At 69.3% G+C, this 19,301-nt stretch carries 16 protein-coding genes; 9 read left to right on the top strand and 7 right to left on the bottom strand.

Translation table 11 applies throughout. From position 1 onward, the window contains the following. The first annotated feature begins 91 nt into the window (after positions 1-91). Entirely contained in the window at positions 92-3,004 is a 2,913-nt protein-coding gene (gene uvrA / locus G6N61_RS05430; RefSeq protein WP_163917603.1) for an excinuclease ABC subunit UvrA, read from the top strand. Between the two features lie 15 nt (positions 3,005-3,019). Here uvrA and G6N61_RS05425 read toward each other — a convergent pair whose 3' ends face one another. Further along, a complete protein-coding gene (locus tag G6N61_RS05425) occupies positions 3,020-4,189 on the bottom strand; it encodes a winged helix DNA-binding domain-containing protein (protein WP_163917602.1) in 1,170 nt (389 codons plus the stop codon). 5 nt (positions 4,190-4,194) lie between these two features. Then, positions 4,195-4,467, bottom strand: coding sequence for a PspA/IM30 family protein (locus G6N61_RS05420; protein WP_163924613.1), 273 nt, complete (start codon positions 4,465-4,467; stop codon positions 4,195-4,197). 190 nt (positions 4,468-4,657) lie between these two features. On the opposite strand from G6N61_RS05420, the gene G6N61_RS05415 reads away from it, so the two are divergent. From G6N61_RS05415 to G6N61_RS05405, 3 genes are all read left to right on the top strand, one after another. Continuing rightward, positions 4,658-5,155 (top strand): lipoprotein LpqH, encoded by a 498-nt coding sequence (locus G6N61_RS05415; RefSeq protein WP_163924612.1) that lies wholly within the window; start codon positions 4,658-4,660, stop codon positions 5,153-5,155. An 86-nt stretch (positions 5,156-5,241) separates the two neighbouring features. Beyond that, positions 5,242-6,984 (top strand): hypothetical protein, encoded by a 1,743-nt coding sequence (locus G6N61_RS05410; protein ID WP_163917601.1) that lies wholly within the window; start codon positions 5,242-5,244, stop codon positions 6,982-6,984. Continuing rightward, a complete protein-coding gene (locus G6N61_RS05405; protein ID WP_407666385.1) occupies positions 6,981-8,279 on the top strand; it encodes a CHAT domain-containing protein in 1,299 nt (432 codons plus the stop codon). Before G6N61_RS05410 ends, G6N61_RS05405 begins: the two co-directional genes overlap by 4 nt. Positions 8,280-8,283: 4 nt before the next feature. Here G6N61_RS05405 and G6N61_RS05400 read toward each other — a convergent pair whose 3' ends face one another. Further along, positions 8,284-8,877: a hypothetical protein gene (locus tag G6N61_RS05400; protein ID WP_179973572.1), complete on the bottom strand. Its 594-nt coding sequence runs from the start codon at positions 8,875-8,877 to the stop codon at positions 8,284-8,286. Between the two features lie 84 nt (positions 8,878-8,961). Between G6N61_RS05400 and G6N61_RS05395 the strand changes: the two genes are divergently transcribed. After that, positions 8,962-10,284, top strand: coding sequence for a hypothetical protein (locus tag G6N61_RS05395; RefSeq protein ID WP_163917599.1), 1,323 nt, complete (start codon positions 8,962-8,964; stop codon positions 10,282-10,284). After that, positions 10,281-11,378, top strand: a complete 1,098-nt coding sequence (locus tag G6N61_RS05390) for a hypothetical protein (RefSeq protein ID WP_163917598.1) — start codon at positions 10,281-10,283, stop codon at positions 11,376-11,378. The genes G6N61_RS05395 and G6N61_RS05390 overlap by 4 nt, the downstream gene beginning before the upstream one ends. Positions 11,379-11,384: 6 nt before the next feature. On the opposite strand, the gene G6N61_RS05385 is transcribed toward G6N61_RS05390, so the two are convergent. The 4 genes from G6N61_RS05385 to G6N61_RS05370 form a co-directional block, all read right to left on the bottom strand. Then, on the bottom strand, positions 11,385-12,494 hold the full coding sequence (locus G6N61_RS05385) for a Gfo/Idh/MocA family protein (protein ID WP_163917597.1): 1,110 nt from the start codon (positions 12,492-12,494) through the stop codon (positions 11,385-11,387). Positions 12,495-12,510: 16 nt separating this feature from the next. Then, positions 12,511-13,311 carry an alpha/beta hydrolase gene (locus G6N61_RS05380; RefSeq protein ID WP_456152516.1) on the bottom strand — a complete coding sequence of 267 codons (801 nt, stop codon included), beginning with the start codon at positions 13,309-13,311 and terminating at the stop codon, positions 12,511-12,513. 700 nt (positions 13,312-14,011) lie between these two features. Beyond that, entirely contained in the window at positions 14,012-17,341 is a 3,330-nt protein-coding gene (lysX, locus tag G6N61_RS05375) for a bifunctional lysylphosphatidylglycerol synthetase/lysine--tRNA ligase LysX (protein ID WP_163917596.1), read from the bottom strand. A 58-nt stretch (positions 17,342-17,399) separates the two neighbouring features. Then, a complete protein-coding gene (locus G6N61_RS05370; RefSeq protein WP_163917595.1) occupies positions 17,400-17,762 on the bottom strand; it encodes a DUF1844 domain-containing protein in 363 nt (120 codons plus the stop codon). A gap of 246 nt (positions 17,763-18,008) precedes the next feature. Between G6N61_RS05370 and infC the strand changes: the two genes are divergently transcribed. From infC to rplT, 3 genes are read left to right on the top strand one after another with little or no spacing between them, the layout of a single operon-like run. Then, positions 18,009-18,620: a translation initiation factor IF-3 gene (infC, locus tag G6N61_RS05365; protein WP_163924610.1), complete on the top strand. Its 612-nt coding sequence runs from the start codon at positions 18,009-18,011 to the stop codon at positions 18,618-18,620. An 8-nt stretch (positions 18,621-18,628) separates the two neighbouring features. Beyond that, positions 18,629-18,823: a 50S ribosomal protein L35 gene (gene rpmI / locus G6N61_RS05360; protein ID WP_163917594.1), complete on the top strand. Its 195-nt coding sequence runs from the start codon at positions 18,629-18,631 to the stop codon at positions 18,821-18,823. Positions 18,824-18,881: 58 nt separating this feature from the next. Continuing rightward, complete coding sequence (gene rplT, locus G6N61_RS05355) at positions 18,882-19,271, top strand: 50S ribosomal protein L20 (protein WP_163917593.1); 390 nt, start codon at positions 18,882-18,884, stop codon at positions 19,269-19,271. The last annotated feature ends 30 nt before the right edge of the window (positions 19,272-19,301 follow it).

Here is a 19,301-nt window from a genome sequence, read left to right as displayed (position 1 = left end):
CGGCTGAGGCTTGTCGGTGGGTGCACATAGCATGGGCGCCGGACGGCTTTCTGCGCTGCAGTAAGCGGTATGGGACCAGGAAAGGGATCAGTTGGCTGACCGCCTGATCGTCAAGGGAGCACGCGAACACAACCTTCGGGGCATCGACCTGGACCTGCCCCGGGACGCGATGATCGTCTTCACCGGCCTGTCGGGGTCGGGCAAGTCGTCGTTGGCGTTCGACACCATCTTCGCCGAGGGCCAGCGCCGCTACGTCGAGTCGCTGTCGGCTTACGCCCGGCAGTTCCTGGGCCAGATGGACAAGCCCGACGTCGACTTCATCGAGGGTCTGTCGCCCGCGGTGTCGATCGATCAGAAGTCGACCAACCGCAACCCGCGCTCGACCGTCGGCACCATCACCGAGGTGTACGACTACCTCCGCCTGCTGTACGCACGCGCCGGCACTCCGCACTGCCCGGTCTGCGGTGAGCGGATCGCGCGCCAGACCCCGCAGCAGATCGTGGACCAGGTGCTCGCGATGGACGAGGGCATCCGCTTCCAGGTGCTCGCGCCGGTCGTCCGCACCCGCAAGGGCGAGTTCGTCGACCTCTTCGAGAAGCTGAACACGCAGGGCTACAGCAGGGTGCGCGTCGACGGCGTCGTGTATCCGCTGACCGAGCCGCCGAAGCTCAAGAAGCAGGAGAAGCACGACATCGAGGTGGTCGTCGACCGCCTCACCGTCAAGGCCTCGTCGAAGCAGCGACTTACCGATTCGGTGGAGACGGCGCTCGGCCTCGCCGACGGCATCGTCGTGCTGGAATTCGTCGACCAGGAGGAGGACACGCCGCAGCGCGAGCAGCGGTTCTCCGAGAAGCTGGCCTGCCCCAACGGCCACCCCCTCGCGGTCGACGACCTCGAGCCCAGGTCGTTCTCGTTCAACTCGCCCTACGGCGCCTGCCCGGAGTGCACCGGCCTCGGCATCCGCAAGGAGGTCGACCCCGAGCTGGTGGTCCCCGACGGCGAACTCACCCTCGCCGAGGGCGCCATCGCGCCGTGGTCGATGGGCCACAACGCCGAGTACTTCACCCGCATGCTGACCGGCCTCGGTGATGCGCTGGGCTTCAGCGTCGACACGCCATGGAACAAGCTGCCCGCGAAGGCGCGCAAGGCGATTCTCGAGGGCTGCAACGAGCAGGTGCACGTCCGGTACAAGAACCGCTACGGGCGCACCCGCTCCTACTACGCCGACTTCGAAGGCGTGATGGCGTTCCTGCACCGTCGCATGGAGCAGACCGATTCCGAGCAGATGAAGGAACGGTACGAGGGCTTCATGCGCGACGTGCCGTGCCCGGTCTGTCAGGGCACCAGGCTCAAGCCGGAGATCCTGGCCGTCTCGTTGACGGCGGGCAAGTACGGTCCCAAGTCCATCGCCGAGGTGTGCGAGCTGTCGATCGCCGACTGCTCGGGCTTCCTCAACGCCCTGACACTCGGCTCCCGCGAGACCGCGATCGCCGGCCAGGTGCTCAAGGAGGTGCAGTCACGGCTGGGCTTCCTCCTCGACGTCGGCCTCGACTACCTGTCGCTCTCGCGCGCCGCGGGCACCCTGTCCGGCGGCGAAGCGCAGCGCATCCGGCTCGCGACGCAGATCGGCTCCGGCCTCGTCGGCGTGCTGTACGTCCTCGACGAGCCGTCGATCGGCCTGCACCAGCGCGACAACCGGCGCCTCATCGACACCCTGGTGCGATTGCGCGACCTCGGCAACACGCTGATCGTCGTCGAGCACGACCTCGACACCATCGCCCACGCCGACTGGGTGGTCGACATCGGTCCCGCTGCCGGTGAGCACGGTGGCCAGATCGTGCACAGCGGCACCTACAAGGACCTGCTGAAGAACGCCCGCTCGATCACCGGCGCGTACCTGTCCGGCAAGGAGAGCATCCCGGTCCCCGACATCCGCAGGCCAATCGACCGCAAGCGGCAGATCACGGTCGTCGGCGCCCGCGAGCACAACCTGCGCGGCATCGACGTGGCGTTCCCGCTCGGAGTGCTGACCTCGGTGACCGGTGTCTCGGGTTCGGGCAAGTCGACCCTGGTCAACGACATCCTGGCGTCGGTCCTGGCCAACAAACTCAACGGTGCCCGCCAGGTGCCGGGACGGCACACCAGGATCAACGGGCTGGATCAGCTCGACAAGCTGGTCCGCGTCGACCAGTCGCCGATCGGCCGCACGCCGCGGTCCAACCCGGCGACCTACACCGGCGTCTTCGACAAGATCCGGACGCTGTTCGCCGCGACGACGGAGGCGAAGGTGCGCGGCTACCAGCCGGGCCGGTTCTCCTTCAACGTTAAGGGTGGACGCTGCGAAGCCTGCTCCGGTGACGGCACCCTGAAGATCGAGATGAACTTCCTGCCGGACGTCTACGTCCCGTGCGAGGTGTGCCACGGTGCCCGGTACAACCGCGAGACCCTCGAGGTGCACTACAAGGGCAAGACGATCTCCGAGGTCCTCGACATGCCGATCGAGGAGGCCACGGGCTTCTTCGAGCCGATCTCGTCGATCCACCGGTACCTCAAGACGCTCGTCGACGTGGGTCTCGGGTACGTGCGGCTGGGGCAACCCGCTCCGACGCTGTCGGGCGGCGAGGCGCAGCGCGTGAAGCTGGCGGCCGAACTGCAGAAGCGGTCGACGGGCCGCACGGTGTACATCCTCGACGAGCCCACGACGGGCCTGCACTTCGAGGACATCCGCAAGTTGCTCAAGGTCATCAACGGTCTGGTGGACAAGGGCAACACCGTCATCGTCATCGAGCACAACCTCGACGTCATCAAGACCTCGGACTGGGTCGTCGACATGGGACCCGAAGGCGGTGGCGGCGGCGGGACCGTCGTCGCGATCGGAACCCCCGAGGACATCGCCGCCACTCCGGAGAGCTACACCGGCCAGTTCCTCGGCGAGCTGCTGTCCGTCCCGCCCGCCGCACCGGCGGCGGTTGCGCCGAAGCGACGGCGCAAGGTCAGCGCGTAGCCGGAGGCCCAGGCGTCAAGACCGCGACAGTGGGGACGGGAAGCGTGGCTTGATCCGGACGCCGTCGAGCCAGGCGGTCAGCTCGTTCGCTTTGCGCTGCAACGACTTCCGGGCGGCGGGACCGACGTCCTCGAGTATTTGGACCTCGACGCGACCGTCGGCGTCCTGACGCCATCCGCCGACCACCCGGCCATCGCACCACGCAGTCGGCCCAGCGTTGCCGTTGCGGTCGAACACCTGCTCGCGGTGGGCGCCCAGGTACCAGTCGCGCGCCTGCCAGCCCATCGTGGTGACGTCGAGCCCGGGCAGCAGAGCGCACCACGGCTCGACGGGGGGTTCGGGCTCCAGGTCGTCGGGCAGGGCGTACCCGGGTGCGCTGCTGCCCTCGAGCTCGATCTCCACCGCGCCGACGTCCCGCAGGCCCGCGCGCGTCCACGTCAGGGTGTGGCCGAACCACCACTTCACGTCGGCCTCGGTGGCCGGCCCGAAGGCCCGCAACCACTTGCGGATCATGACGGCGCGCGCCTCGTCGGGGGCAGCGGGCACCACCGGAGCCCCCAGCCAGTCGGTCGTCAGCAGCCATCGTGGGCGCGACGTCGTCCACGCGCCTTCGTTGGGGCCGCGGATCAGGTCGCCGCGCACGCCCATCACCGTCATCACCCGTGGTGATACGGGACCCAATCCACCCCAGGTCTTTCCGGGCGCCGGGTCGTAACTGCCCGCCAGTTCCGGGAGGGCGGCCCGCAGTTCCCGAGCGCTGGCATGACCGTGCTCGGCGAGGTGACAGAGGACCGCGGCGGATGCGGCGGCGAGCCAGGCTCCGCCGTCGTCGGCGACCCCGGACTTCTCCAGGTCCGCGACCAGCCGCCTGCGCTCGTTGTCCGCTACGCGATCGCTGCACGACGGCTGCACGAGCCCGAGGTCAGCGGTCGCGAACACCCACAGCGTCCGCCGCATCGCTAGGTGCTTGGCCACTGACCGAGCCCCGTACAGTGCGTGGTCGAGGTCGCCGACGCCGAACCCGGGAAGGCGAGCCCACAGGGTCAGATACGGTGTCGCCGGGTCGGTTGCGTGCAGGCCGACCAGCTGGGCGGCCGCGCCCGCGACGTCCTGATTCGGACCGTCGGCGAGCAGATGCCGTCGCGCCAACCGCGCACGCCGCTCGGCGACGGTGAAGCGCCGCACCGGTTCTAGGATTCGTCGGTGGGCTTCATCGACGCCCGGATCTGAGCGAGCCGCTCGGCCGCCGCCTTCTGCCGCGCCTCGTACTGCTCCTCGACGCTGCGGCCCTCGGGTGTCTCGGCGGCGAGTTCCGCGGCACCCATCGACGTGCCAAACCGGGTCTCGATCTTCTCGCGCACCAAATCGAAGGTCGGCACCCCGCTCGCGGTGTAGCCGGTATCGGCCGGTGCCGGCGGGACGACGGGCTCGAAACCTGGCTCGACTGGGGCGGACTCGACCACCTCGGCGTCGACGACGCCGACGTCGTCGGGAGCCGGCTCGTCAGCGGGCGGTTCGGCCGGGTTCGTGTCGGACACCCAGTCACCGTACCGGCCCGATAGTTGGGATCGGTAGCGATCGCAGCCCTCTGTACTGATCACACGACGACGCCATCGGGGCGACGCGAACGAAGGAGCAGACATGTTGATCGGCGTGCAGCGAGTCATCACGGCAGGGGTCGGACTGGTTGCGGTCTCCCTGATGGTGGTCGGGTGTTCCGACGACAAGGGCGAGGCCACACCGGCTTCGAGCGCGGCGGCGGGCAACGGAACCAGCGAGGTCAGCACCAACGGGAGCAACGAGGTCAAGGTCGAGGGTCAGGACCTCGCCGGCCTCGATCTCAAGTCGGTGACGTGCGTCAAGCAGGCAGGCAAGATCAACGTCGCCAGTGCTCCCATCGGAGGCGGCGCGCAGGGGCTGGGTGTCGTGATGACCGACGAGGAGACGCCGAAGGTGGAGTCCCTCGGCCTGGTCGTCGACGGCAGCGCCCTCGCGGTGTCGGAGATGGGCGGAATGAAGACCGGCTCGGCCGCGGTGGCCGTGGACGGCAGCACCTACACCATCACCGGCGAGGCGCAGGGCGCCGACATGGCGAACCCGATGGCGGGGATGATCACGAAGAAGTTCGAGATCAAGGTGACCTGCTCCTGACGGGCCACCCCGCGGGCGGCGGACGTGCTCGGCACGTCCGCCGCTTTCCCGTCTGTGCACGGACTCGCGCGACCTATCATCGAGCCGTGTCCATCCCCGGCGAACTCGAGCGGGCCCGCCACCTTGCGCTGGCCGCCGACGAGACGTCGGCCAAGGAGTTGTTGCTGTCGCTGATGCCTCGGATCGAAGAGGCCGACCGCGACGACCTGATGCTCGAGGTGCTGGCCCAACTGGACGAGCTGTACCTGGTGCGCACCGCTTACGAGGGTGTGCGAGAGGGGATTCGGCGGATCAGGGAGTGCCTGGCGGTCTACGCGTCGGTGCTCGACGGCACCGCGGCGCCCGACGTGATCGACCGCACCACGATGTCGACTGATGCCATCCTGCACATGACGTGCCGCTACGGCCGGCGTGCCCAGGCACTCGAGGTCGGTCTCCTGGCGGCACTCGGTGACCACGAGGGCGCGGCTGCGGCGTTGGTGCTGCTCGACGGTATGGCGTCGGGGGAGTGGAGCGCTCCCCAGTTCGCCGACCTGGCCTCCGAACACGCCTACCTGGGGACTCTGGCGCGCATCCAGTGCGCGGCTGCGCTCTGCGAGGACGACATGCACGTCAAGTCGATCCCGCTGTGGCGCAGCGTGATCGAGGACGTCGACACCGGTTCCACGGGTGAGGACGACGACAACCTGTTCGTCCTCGGCGCCGTCGGCTACGCCAGGTTCTGCATCGAGACCGGGCGGTTGGCCGAGGCGGAGCCCTGGCTGCAGCGCGCTGGTGCGCGGGCACAGGCCAGGGGATGGGACCTACCCGTGTCGCGTACCAAGCTCGAGCGCGCCACAGTGTGTTGGGCACGCGGTGATCAACTCTCCACCGAGCGGCTGCTCATGGAGGCGTACCCGGTGATCGCAGAATACGCTCGGGCACATGACGTCTCGCGGTGCTGGCTGTACTTCGGCCTGACCCGTATGGGCGCGGGGGCGTTGCAGGCCGCCGACGAGAGCTGGGAGCACGCCGAACGGCACTGGCGCGAGCTGGGCCGGCCACTGCACATCCACCGGATACTGCTGCAACGCAGCTGGATTGCGATCATCCGCGGGCGCTTCCAGGACGCCATCGACATGGTCGAACGCGCCAGGGCCTGCCTCGACGAGTCGCCACGAAGCAGCTGGGTCGCCTACGCGCGTCTCGACGACCACCTGGGCACGGTGTGGCGATCCGACGCGCTGGCCGACCTCGGCTTCGACGGCGCCGGCCACGCCGACGACGACTGGGCCGAGTTGGAGGCCCGCTATAGGGCGTCGCTGGGCGCCACCCACGCCGAACCCGGTAGCCCCCGGTTCGCCTCGGCCATGGACAAGCTCGCGCGGGCCGCCGACCTGAAGGTGCCTGCTGCGCTGGCAGTGGACTCGGTCCGCTACTCGATCACCGATGCCGAGGCCAGGGCACAGTGGGCCGAGTGCATCTCCGCGCCGATGCTGGCCGGCGCATTCGCCGTCGCCTGGGAGTCGGAGAACACCGAACTCGTCGGCGAGCTGATCGAATACCACAGTGCGCGTGGCACCTTCGCGACGGCGGAGGCACCGGGCGACGTCGACTGGTCGCGCGTCACGACCGCTCCGGCGCCCATCAGCGACCTGGAGGAGCTGGCGCAGGTCGCCTCGGGGCCCAGGATCGACACCGGGCCGTCGCTGACGCGGCTGGGCCCGCTGCCGCCGCTGGCGATGGACCCGACGGCGGGCCCGGTGCTCGGCCGCTACCGGCGGCTGGCGCTCGAGCGCTACGGGCAGCACGTGACGACCGACGAGAGCGCCTGGACGACGTGGCCGTGAGCCGGCCGACGCTGGTGCTGCGGTTCGCCGACGTCGGCATCGCCACCTACGCGAGCCTGCGCGTGGTCGGCGATCCGTCGCGCACCGTCACGTGGGTGGTCGAGGAACCCCTCCTGTTGGCGGCGCTCGCCGAACTCGACATCGGCCTGCCCGAGCCCATCGGCGACGAGTCGGTCGCCGACGGTCTCGAGCGTGCGCTGGTGACGGGGCCGCTGGCGAAACCCGAGACGGAGGCGGTGCTCGCCTACCGGCTGGGGGTGCTCCTGCTGTCGGATCCGGCGTGGGAATTGCTGATCGCGTGCGCCTCCGACCCGCGTGCGGTGCTGTTCGTGTCGCCGAGTGCCCGGCTGGGGCGGGTGCCCTGGGGACTGCTCGCCGTACCGTCGGCGCGGCCGCCCGCCGATTCCCTGGTGCGTGCCCGCGCCGCCGCCGTCACGTTCGCCGGAACCGCGGCGGCCCAGGTTCCGTGGGACGAGGTCGCGGTGGCGTCACCCACCGACGGCCGACGGTTGATGGAACTGGTCGACGTGTTGATGGCAGTACCGGCGAACATCGCGAACGCGCAGCGGCCGCGGCGGTCCTGGGACGACGCGGCCGGTGGTCCGCCGCTGCTGGTGCTGGACCCTCGGGTGCCGGGCCAACGGGCCGATTCGTCGTTGGGCTCGGTGCTCGGGCGACCGGATGCCGACATGCCGCTGGCACGCCACTTCTCACCGCTGCTGGCCGACGGATCGGTGCTACCGCCCGTCGACGGCGTGGTGGAACTGTTCCGGCGCAGCGACAGTGACCGATGGTGGCTCGCCGACATGCTCGGGCGCCGGCCGTCGCGTCTGCTCTACGTGGGACACGCCACGGCGGCGGATTCGGGTAGCGCAGATCAGTCGGCGCTGCACCTGGCCGACCCGCGGCCGCTGACCGCTGCCGACGTCATGGCGCTGGAACTCGCGCTTCCGCCCCGGGTCGCGCTGCTGGCGTGCGCATCCGGTGGCGACTACCGGTTCGACGAGGCCACCGGCCTGGTGGCGGCAGCCGTCCTCGGCGGGGCTCAGCTGGTCACCGCCACACTGTGGTCGCTGCCGACGACGGCGGGTTACCGGCGATTCGTCGGCGGTGACGCCGACCCGATGACCGAGGTCGTCGTCGCCGTGGACCGAGCGCACGTCGCCCAGGACGCGGGATGCGCGCTCGACCAATGGCAACGAGAACGCATGCGCCGGTGGCGAATCGGCGATACCACCGCCAGCCCGCTGTACTGGGCGGCGGTGGTGTCGTTCGCGGTGGACGGTGCGCGGTGACCGCTCAGCAGGGCGGCACGCACACCGCGACTGCTTTCTCGTCACCGTGGCGGTAGTACGCGTCGACGACGCTCCCGGGCTTCACGGCGTCCAGCGCGGTGGCAGGCAACAGCGCGGTCTCGCGGGCCGGGAACTGACCGCCCTCGGGCTTGCGCACGATGACGTCCAACTCGACCTTGCGGTAGTCCTCGTGCCCGGGGCGGACTGCCGTGACGACCCCGGAGGACTTGGTGCCGTGCCTGATGAGGTCCTCGGGTGCCACGGTGCCCGCACGCACGGCGAGCACGTCGTCGGCGAGGGTGAGCTGCTCGCGGGCGTCGGGGTCGAACGAGACGAGCAGCACGACGCCGGGCCGCAGCCGTGCCGCGACGTCGTCGTCCGCCTGCTGCAGCCTGCCCACGAAGGTCTGCCCGGACACGCTCTCCACCTCGACGGTGATGCGCTCGGCAACCGTGCGTACCGTGCCGATCCCGACGGCCATCTCATTCTCGGAGGTCGGCTTCGGTCGGTTGGGTCGGCGGCGCCTGAGTGCGCTCGGGACGACGAGGGCGATCAGGAGGACGAGTGCGAGCAGCGGGGGCGCGATGGCGTAGGACATGCCGACCAGATTGGTCGCCCCGGCGCCCTACCGAACCCAACTTTCTCGGCGACCAAACCGGCGCCGGCCACCTATCCTGATGCGATGAGTACCGGGAACGTTGCGGCGTCAGTCGCCGTCGCCGTGCCTCGGCGCGCGGCGATCGACCAGGCGTGGCGGGCGATCGGCGAAGGCGTCGAGGTGCTCAGCGGCGCCGACGGCGGGCCGCTGCGTCGAACCGTGAAGCGGATCCTGGACCCGCTCGTGTTGCGGCTGCGGTCCAACCCGCAGTTCTCCGCGCCGATGCTCGAGCCCGACGTCGCCGCCCAGCTCATCGATGCCATCGTCGACAACGCCGAACGATTGCGTTGTGCGGCGGCCTGGTTCGCGCTGCTGAAGGCCGAGCGGCGGCGGTTGCGCATCACTACCGGCAATGCCCAGGAACTCTACTTCCCGGTGTGCTTCGAGCTGGCGGTCACCGATGGCCATCCGTCCCAGCGAGATTCGCAGGGCGAGTTCGTCGAGTCGGTCCTGCGCGACCTGCACGACGACCGGGACCGTACGGCCATCGAGGTGCTCAATCGCTATGTCGACGACCGACGCGTGATCGACGCGCTCGGAGCACAGCTGGAACGCAGCTGGCGCGACGTCCGGCCGGGCGACACGATCGCGGGTCCGTTCCTGGCTGGATTGACCACCGTGCTCGGGACGGCCGACGATCACAACGGACGAATGGCGCGCCAGCGTGTGTGGTCGGCGCTGATCGGCGACGCCACGCCCTACAACTTCGGCGCCAGGGCCAGGGTCGCCCCCCAGGGCATTCCGTGGTCGATCGTCGACGTCGGCCTCAGTTCGACGGAACCGCAGCTACCGCCAGCGGTCCCGCCGGGCTCCGAGGCCGCGCGCCCGCTGGACCGCAGCGTGGTCGACAGGGTGCGTGCGACGCTTCGCAGGGCACTGGACCGCGACGAGCTGCCGGACATCCCGTCGCTGTGCGCGGAAGAGGTCGACCGCGCCTGTGCGCCATGGGGTTTGATGGCCGAAGACATCCAGGCCACGCTGGTCGCGGGCATCGAGATCGCGGTCGACCTCGCGCCGTTGAGCGACTCCACGCCCACCCGCTACGACCTCGGCCGCAGTATCCAGGCCAGGCTTCGCAAGGAGGCCTACGTGATGCACGCGCGCCGGTACCTCGTCGAGGGGGAGGCCCTGCATCCGCGCCAGAGGCAGGTGGTCGACGACCTCACCTGCTTCGCGCGGCCGTACCTGAACCGGCTGTGGGCGCGGCTGCACGGCCGCGACGTCTGGCAGGAATCGTGCGACGACGTCGACGACGTGCGCGCCCTGCTCGAGGGTGTGGCGCGGTCGGTCAGCCTGGACCACCGGCAGCGGATCAAGGCGATGCTGGAAGTGGAGGTGGCCCGGTGAGGATCGACGGACGAGCCGGGCTGTGGAGCTTCGGGCCCACTCCCGCGCAACCGCCTGCCGTGGCAGTGCTCGAGGTGGCGGGTGCGATTCTGGAGTGGACGGTGGACGATCCCGCCGGCGCGTCGGCCACGTTCGTCACGGTGACCGACGTCGGTGCGGCGCAATGGCTCTGGCGACTGGTCGGCGCAACGGGGCACGGTGCCCTGGTCGACGCGCTCGGGGGAGAGGCCGTCGACGGTTCCGTCGACCTCCCCGGCGTCGAGCTGGACGCCGACGCGCTGAATCCGTTGCGCCGTCTGGCGATCGGCCACTGGGCGCGTCGATGGTGGCCGGGAAGTCTGCGCGACGGCATCCCGACTCTCGATGCCGCACTGCTCGACGCCGAGGTCGCGCTGCTCGCCACGGCGGCACAGGACTACTTCGACGACGACACCCTCGACGCCGACGTGGCGAGCCTACTGGCCCCGCACCAGGCGACGCTGCTGGCGCACCGCCGCGACGGTGATCCGCGGGTCGTCGAGTTGGTCGATGCGTGCGCCGAGGTCGCCGACGACGCGGGCGTGTGGGACGTCGACGCCGCGTTACCGGCTTCCGCGCGTCGTGCCGACTACGCGCTGGCGGCGGGCGGCCGGGGCGGGCGGGCGCAGCCGTCGGTGGCCAGCGGGGTCGGTTCGATCGACTGGGCGGCGGTTCCGTCGGGGCTCTTCGATGCCGCGGACGACACCATCCAGTGGCGGGTCGACGTCACCGACACCGGTGCCGTCGCAACGGTTCGGGTGGCGACCGCAGGCACCCGTCCTGCTGCGGGTGTGCCGGTGCGCCTGCGATCGGGTCCGGTGTCGGGGGCCGGGGTCCTGGACGACGACGGGCTGGCACGCTTCGACCTGGCCGGCGATACCGGTCCCGTCGCCGAGGTGGTCGCCTGGAACCACGATTGGGCACCGACCACGGTCAGCGTCGGCGCCGACGTCGATCCCGCCCCCGACGCCGACGTCATGCGTCAGCGCATCCGGGACTACGCCCGCGGTCGGCTCGCACGTCCAGGCGCCGATGCGTTCCTCGCGGAGATCCTTGCGGCCGAGGCCGATTACTGATCGCGGTCAGCGCTCGACGGTGGCCCACTGTTCGAGTCGAGCGCTCTGCGCGATCGCTTCACCGATGAGCGCCTGCTCGAGCCCGTCGTCGAAGGTTGGGAAGTCGGGTTCCGTGGGGGCTTCACCGGATGCGACCGCGGTGTACACGGCGTGGTGCAGCGCCTTGAAGGTGTCCGGGTACCCCTGCGCGTGCCCCGGTGGGTAGTCGCCTTCGGTACGCATCAGGATCTGGCTGGGATCGTCGCGGTGACCGATCCACATCCGTTCCGGGTTCTCCAACCCCCAGTTGAGCGAACCGTCGGAACCGCTGAGGTCCAAGGTCAGGTTGTTCTTGCGGCCCGGGGACACCTGCGACAACGACAGAACGCCACGCGCGCCCCCGTCGAATCGGAGCAGGATGCCTGCGATGTCCTCGGTGGTGACCGTGGTGGGTTCGGTCTCCTGGTCCACCGCCTGCGTGAACGTCTCGACCGAACGGAGCGGCCGATGGCGGGTCGGGATCGTCGTGGTGAGGTCGGCCATCACGGACTCGACGCGTTGGCCGGTGACGTAGCTCGCGAGATCGAGCCAGTGCGAACCGATGTCGCCGACGACGCGCAACGACCCACCGAGTCGGGGATCGAGACGCCAGTTCCAGTCGGTGTCCTTCGACAGCCAGTCCTGGAGGTAGCCGCCGGTGACGAGTCGCACGGCACCCAGTGCGCCAGAACTCACCTGAGCCGCGGCCTGCTGGCACAGCGGGTAGAAGCGGTTGATGAAGCACACGGCGTTGACCAGACCCAGTTCGCGGGCGGTGTCGCGGAGTTCCCGGGCCTCCGCCGGCGTCATCGCGAGCGGCTTCTCGCACACCACGTGCTTGCCAGCGCGCAGGGCAGCGAGTGCCTGCTCGTAGTGCAGGTGGTTGGGCGAGCAGACGTGCACCACGTTCACCCTGTCGTCGGCCAACATCTCGTCCATGCCGGAGTAGGGCTGCGCGATTCCCGCCGCCGCTGCCCGCTCCGGCGTGGAGCCGACGATGCCCAGCACGCGAACCCCGATGCGGGCCAGCGATTCCGCGTGCACCCGGCCCATGAACCCGGTGCCGATGATGGCTGCTGCTGCTGTGAAGTCGGCCATGCCCGACAGACTATGCCTACCTTGCGGTGGCCTGAAGTCCCGCGCCCGGCGTCGGCAGCGGCGTCGACGGCACCCCCGGCGTACCGATGCGTCCGGCCATCCATGGCAGGGCAGCGGCGAACGCCTGTGAGGCGAAGGGCCAATCGTGCTTGCCGGGCTGTTCTACGACGGCACAGTCGATTCCGCGGCTGCTGCCGAGGGCGCACAGCGAGTCGGCCGCTGCCTCCTGGTCACTGGTGTGTGCGACTGCCTTGCCGCCCGCCGCGCCGTTGCCCATGTCGTCCCTGACGTCGACCACCGCCGGCGCAGACGGCATGGGGCCGTTGACGTCGAACCAGCCGGCCACTCCGCGGTAGGGACCGTGACGGGTGATGACGGTGGTCGGGTCGAAGCTCGCGTACTTCGCTTCGCTGCCGCCGAACAGCCGGTCGATCGTCTGTTGCCTGGTGCCCGAGTTCGGGCTGAGATCGCCTGCGATGTCCTCGAATGCGCTGAACAGGTCGGGGTGCATCACGGTCAGGTCGACGGCGCACGTGCCGCCCATCGACCACCCGACGATGCCCCAGTTGGCGCTCTCGGCGCTCACGCCGTAGGTCTGCTCCATGAACGGGACGACGTCCTTCGTCAGATGGTCGGCGGCATTGCCGCGCGCACCGTTCACGCACTCGGTGTCGTTGTTGAAGGCTCCGCCGGAGTCGACGAACACCAGCACCGGTGCCTTGCCCGCGTGCTGAGCGGCGAAGTCGTCGACGGTCTTGATGGCGTTGCCCGTGCGCAGCCAGTCGGCCGGTGTGTTGAACTCACCGCCGATCATCATGATCGTCGGCAGCGCAGGCGGTGGGTCGGACGCGAACCAGGCCGGCGGCAGGTACACGAGCTCACCGCGGTGCTTGAAACCCGATGCGGCAGAACCGATGGTCACCGGGACGACGGAACCCCGGTCGGGAATCCTGCGCTCCTTCTGCATGGCCACGACCGCGGCCTGATCCACCTGGTCGGGCAGCGCGCCCGCGGTCAGTTGGCTCCACGCGGTCTGCACGGTGGGGAAGTACCCCACCCACAGGTTCAACGCCAGCGCAGCACACACCAGGCACAGCGGAACCGCGAGCATCGACGCACTTCGCCGCCACCATCCCGCGCTGCGCCACCCCGCGATCAGCACCACGAGTGCCGCGCCGGTCACCGTCGTCCACGCCCACAGTCGCCGTGGCGCAGGATCGCCCGCGAGCCCCTCGGTGGTCACGTACCAGTAGGCCATTGCCGTCAGGATCAAGCCTGCGACGACCGCGACCGGGAGCCATACGAGCCGCCAGCGTCGATTCCGCCATCCCACGGCCAGCGCCAGAAGCGTCACGGCGATCAATTGCACCAACAGCGGCAGCCAACCGTGCATGAGCGAGAGGTGCTCGGCGAATCGGGGTGTCGACGTCGTCACCGCATCATCGTGGATGCCGTTCCTGGGGACCGGCTGTGAAGCGGGTCCCGGCGGGCTGGAGCGAAGCGACCCGGGGATCGGGTCAGCGTGGCTTGGCGAGCGGGAACGGCAACGTCTCGCGGATGCTGCGGCCGGTGATCAGCATGACGACGCGGTCGACGCCGACGCCCAACCCGCCGGTCGGGGGCATCGCGTACTCCATCGCCTGCAGGAAGTCCTCGTCGAGTTCCATCGCCTCGGGGTCGCCACCGGCAGCCAACAGCGATTGCTCCTGCAACCGCCTGCGTTGTTCCACGGGATCGGTCAATTCGCTGTAGGCAGTGCCCAATTCGACACCCCACGCGACGAGGTCCCAACGCTCTGCGACCCCCGGGATGCTCCGGTGCGGTCGCGTCAGCGGCGACACCGACGTCGGGAAGTCCTTGTAGAACGTCGGCTGCAGGGTCTGCCCCTCGACCAGCCGTTCGTAGAGTTCGAGCACGACCGCGCCTGCGTCCCAATGGGTCAGGTAGGGCACGCCCACGCGATCGCACAGGGACCGCAGCGTGGCGAGGTCGGTGGTCGGATCGACTTCCTCGCCGAGGGCCTCGGACACCGCCCCGTGCACGGTCTTCACCGGCCATTCACCGGAGATGTCGACGGCCTCCAACGTGCCCTCGGTCTCGCCGGGCCGCATGACGACCTGGGCGCCGTTGGCCGCCTGCGCTGCGTTCTGGATGAGTTCGCGGCACCCGTGCACCCACACGTTGTAGTCGGCGTGCGCCTGGTACGCCTCCAGCAGCGTGAATTCGGGGTTGTGGCTGAAGTCGACGCCCTCGTTGCGGAACGCACGGCCGAGTTCGAAGACGCGCTCGACACCACCGACGCAGAGCCGCTTGAGGTACAGCTCCGGGGCGATGCGCAGGTAGAGGTCCAAGTCGTAGGCGTTGATGTGGGTCATGAACGGGCGTGCGTTCGCACCGCCGTGGATCTGCTGCAGGATCGGCGTCTCGACCTCGAGGAAGCCCTTGCCGACCAGGGTCTCGCGAATGGCGTGCAGGATCCTGCTCCGCGCGGTGATGAGGTCGCGCGACTCCGTGTTGATGGCCAGGTCGACGTAGCGCGTCCGCACCCGAGCCTCGGGGTCGGTGAGTCCCTTCCACTTGTCCGGCAGCGGCCGCAGGCACTTGCCGATGAGACGCCAGTGGTCGGCCAGCAGTGACGGCTTGCCCGAGCGGCTCAGGCCCATGGTCCCCGTCACCTCGACGAGGTCGCCGAGATCGATCGCGTTGGTGACGTCGGCCGTGCGGCCCGCGGTGAGACGCGAGTCGTCGAACAGGACCTGAACCTCGCCCGACCAGTCGCGCAGTTGAGCGAACAGCACGCCGCCGTAGTCACGCATCCGCAGGATGCGGCCCGACACGCTGACGGTGACGTCGCTGGTCTCGACGGCCGTGGCGACGGTGTGGCTGGGTGGCTGGCCGACGGGGTACGCGTCGATCCCGCTGTCCTGCAACGTCTTCAGCTTGGCCATCCGGACCCGTACCTGCTCGGGCAACCGGGGGCCGCCGGCGCCCTCACCGTCGTCGGCCGCGATGCCGCTGAGGTCGGGTGCGGTGCCGTCGCCGTGTAGCAGACCTGACTTCGCCAGTGACTCGGGCACGGCCGAGTGGTGACCGGTGTGCTGCTTGTTGCGTCTGCTGAACGGCAGCACCAGGAAGCCCTCGGCGATCACCGATGCGACGCCGACCCGCGGCACCAGACGCGCGTCGTCGTAGCAGGCGTACCGGGGGACCCACTCGGGCTGGTACTTCATGTTCGAGCGGTACAGCGTCTCCAGCTGCCACCACCGCGAGAAGAACACCAGCAGCGCACGCCACAGCCGCGCGACCGGTCCCGCGCCGAGTTGCGCGCCTTCCTCGAAGGCCGAGCGGAACATCGCGAAGTTGAGCGAGATGCGGCTGATGCCGATCTCCTCAGCCTGCAGGCACAGCTCACTGACCATCAGTTCGTTGGTGCCGTTGGGGGACTGGGGTGAGCGGCGCATCAGATCCAGCGAGACGCCGTTGGTGCCCCACGGCACCAGCGACAGCATGGCGACGACCTCACCGTCACCCGTGTCGCTCCGTTCCTGGACCGCCTCCACCAGAAGGCAATCGCCGTCGGCCGGGTCGCCGAGCCGCCCGAGCGCCATGGAGAAGCCGCGCTCGGTCTCGGTGTCGCGCCACGCATCGGCGCGTCGGATGACGTCCGCCATCTCGTCGGGACTCAGGTCGCGGTGCCGACGCAGGCGCACGGTGAGACCGCCGCGACGCGCCCGCGTCACCGCCTGGCGTACCGGCTTCATGTCGGGGCCGGAGAGCTTGAAGCGGTCCGGATGCAGGATGGCCTCGTCGCCGAGTTCGATCGCGTTGAGGCCGGCCGCGCTGAACGCCTGTGCCGCCGCCGAACTCGCGCCCATCACACCCGGCGCCCAGCCGTAGGACTGGCACAGTTGGAGCCACGCGCCGATGGCCGCAGGCCACGCCTTGGGGTCGCCCAGCGGGTCACCGCTGGCCAGGCAGACGCCCACCTCGACCCGATAGGTGATGGCCGCGCGCCCGTTCGGTGCGAACACCACCGACTTGTCGCGGCGGGTCGCGAAGTACCCCAGCGAGTCGTTCTTGCCGTACAGCTCGAGCAGGCCTCGGATGGCGGATTCGTCCTCCCCGGTGAGAGCGTTCTCCGCCCGCTGCGACCGGAACAGCACGATGGCCGCGACCATCAGGGCCAACGCACCGAACAGGCCCAGCAGCGCGTTGACGAACACGTGGGGATGGCCTGCGAAGTTGTCCGACGCCGCGCCGGCGAACGCGCTCACCCGGTTGAGCGCGTAGAGCGGGCGGTCGCCGCGGGCGAGGGACCCGGGGAATAGTTCCAGCAGGCCCCATCCGACGAGCGTGCCGATCGCCATCCCGGCCACCAGCGTCAACGCCGCCTTGATGAGCGCACCGCGACGGACCTTCGCCCAGAATTCGTGGCGGGCCAGGATCAGGAAGGCGATCGCCGCGACGTGGAAGGCGAGCCCGATGACCTCGCCGACGTCCTCCATGATCGATTCGTCGCCGGTGGTCAGGCCGACCACGTTCCACCCGACGGCAGCGACCATGTAGATGACGAGGATCCACCAGGCGACGCTCTTGCGGGCCGCGAGCGCAGCCGCGAGCAGCGCCAGGACGAAGGCCCACGCGAAGCTGGTGTCCGGGAAGTTGAAGATGTAGTCGTTGACGAATTCGCGCGGGATGCGGATGACCCACCGGATCAGTGGGGACACGCTGGCGAGCAGCGACAGGGTCGCGATGATCCCGACCGTCCATCCCGCCGCGGCGGGAACCCACCAGAAGGCTGAGCGGTGCTTGGTGTTCGCCGGCTTGCTCGCCGCGGCCAGGGTCATAGGGCGCGAGGATATTCGGTCTACCGGGGAAATGGGTGGGACTGCGGGGGACCGTGTGTCACCAAACGGGCCCGGTGAACCATTCGCCCGGGCCCTTGCCCGGCTCCTCGGGGAAGGCGCTGGCCTCCTTGAACGCCAGCTGCAAACCCTTGAGCCCGTCCCTGATGGGTCCGGCGTGCAGTCCCAGGTACTCGACGGAGCCCTTCAGGAGACCGGCAAGGGCGTTGATCAGGCGGCGCGCCTCGTCGAGATCCTGGTGTGGGCTGTCTTCGGGGTTGCCGTCGGCCAGGCCGAGCTTCTCGGCCGCTGCACTCATGAGCATGACCGCGGCGCGGGTGATGACCTCGACTGCAGGGATCTCGGCCAGTTCGCGGACGGGCAGTTCAGCCGCCTCGTCGGGGAGTTCGGGATCATCGGTCATGCCTGCTAGACTTGCATGCGCGACCGTCTCGGCATTGGCCGGGACAGCAAGTGGAGTCCCGCTCCCACCGTTGGCCTCACGGCTCAGCGGTCCGGTCACGAACACCGCGAGGTGTTCGTTTCGTGCGTTGCACGGGCGACGTACGTCGCGACCGGTCGGCATTCGGGCCCTGCATCTACATGCGGGGCTCGGCCCTTTTCGGGCGCCGATGGCGTTGGCCTCCTCGAAGACTACATAGGAGGCCCCATCAGCACTGAGACACGCATCAACGAGCGCATTCGCGTACCTGAAGTCCGCCTGATTGGACCGGGCGGTGAACAGGTGGGAATCGTGCGCATCGAAGATGCCCTTCGCGTCGCCGCGGATGCCGATCTCGACCTCGTCGAAGTAGCTCCAGATGCCAAACCGCCGGTTTGCAAGATCATGGACTACGGCAAGTTCAAGTACGAGACGGCTCAGAAGTTGCGCGAGTCTCGCAAGAACCAGCAGCAGACCGTCGTCAAGGAACAGAAGCTGCGGCCCAAGATCGACCCCCACGACTACGAGACCAAGAAGGGTCACGTCGTCCGCTTCCTCGAGGCGGGGTCGAAGGTCAAGGTCACGATCATGTTCCGCGGTCGCGAGCAGTCGCGGCCCGAACTCGGTTACCGCCTGTTGCAGCGCCTGGGCGCCGACGTCGCCGATTACGGCTTCGTCGAGACGTCCGCCAAGCAGGACGGCCGCAACATGACGATGGTGCTGGCACCGCACCGCGGCGCGAAGACTCGCGCCAAGGCGGCGCACGACGCAGACACACCCGCCGGCCAGCGCGGCAGCGCACAGGCCGCCGAAGCACCGACCGATCCACCACAGAACTGAGGACTCTCATGCCCAAGGCCAAGACCCACAGCGGCGCATCGAAGCGGTTCCGCAAGACCGGAACCGGCAAGATCGTGCGGCAGAAGGCCGGAAAGCGCCACCTGCTCGAGCACAAGGCGAGCAAGCGCACCCGCCGCCTCGACGGGCGCACCACCGTCGCGGCGAACGACACCGCCCGCGTCACCAAGATGCTCAACGGCTGACCTTGCCTGCAGGCCTTCGCGGCCTCCCACCTGACCGATCGAGAATAGGAACACCCCAATGGCACGCGTGAAGCGCGCACTCAACGCCCAGAAGAAGCGGCGTACCGTCCTCAAGGCATCGAAGGGCTACCGCGGCCAGCGGTCACGCCTGTACCGCAAGGCCAAGGAGCAGCAGCTCCACTCCTTGACGTACGCCTACCGTGACCGCAAGGCGCGCAAGGGTGACTTCCGCAAGCTGTGGATCTCCCGCATCAACGCCGCGGGCCGCGCCAACGGCATCACCTACAACCGGCTGATCCAGGGTCTCAAGGCCGCCGGTGTCGAGGTGGACCGCAAGAACCTCGCCGAGATCGCCGTGAGCGACCCGGCTGCGTTCACCGCCCTCGTCGAGGTCGCCAGGAAGGCGCTTCCCGAGGACGTCAACGCTCCGTCGGGCGAAGCCGCCTGACAGCACCGGCGGGCAGGAGCGGAACCACAC

It is taken from the genome of Mycolicibacterium arabiense (assembly GCF_010731815.2).
Classification (GTDB): Bacteria; Actinomycetota; Actinomycetes; order Mycobacteriales; family Mycobacteriaceae; genus Mycobacterium; species Mycobacterium arabiense.
Note: the sequence above shows the minus strand (reverse complement) of the source record. Positions and strands in the feature narration are given on the sequence as shown.

Bases quoted from the DNA above. Each gene is read 5' to 3' on its own strand.
- G6N61_RS05400 (WP_179973572.1), bottom strand. From the start codon at position 8,877: ATGTCCTACGCCATCGCGCCCCCGCTGCTCGCACTCGTCCTCCTGATC.
- G6N61_RS05395 (WP_163917599.1), top strand. From the start codon at position 8,962: ATGAGTACCGGGAACGTTGCGGCGTCAGTCGCCGTCGCCGTGCCTCGG.
- G6N61_RS05385 (WP_163917597.1), bottom strand. From the start codon at position 12,494: ATGGCCGACTTCACAGCAGCAGCAGCCATCATCGGCACCGGGTTCATG.
- G6N61_RS05380 (WP_456152516.1), bottom strand. From the start codon at position 13,311: ATGATGATCGGCGGTGAGTTCAACACACCGGCCGACTGGCTGCGCACG.
- lysX (WP_163917596.1), bottom strand. From the start codon at position 17,341: ATGACCCTGGCCGCGGCGAGCAAGCCGGCGAACACCAAGCACCGCTCA.
- G6N61_RS05370 (WP_163917595.1), bottom strand. From the start codon at position 17,762: ATGACCGATGATCCCGAACTCCCCGACGAGGCGGCTGAACTGCCCGTC.
- rpmI (WP_163917594.1), top strand. From the start codon at position 18,629: ATGCCCAAGGCCAAGACCCACAGCGGCGCATCGAAGCGGTTCCGCAAG.
- rplT (WP_163917593.1), top strand. From the start codon at position 18,882: ATGGCACGCGTGAAGCGCGCACTCAACGCCCAGAAGAAGCGGCGTACC.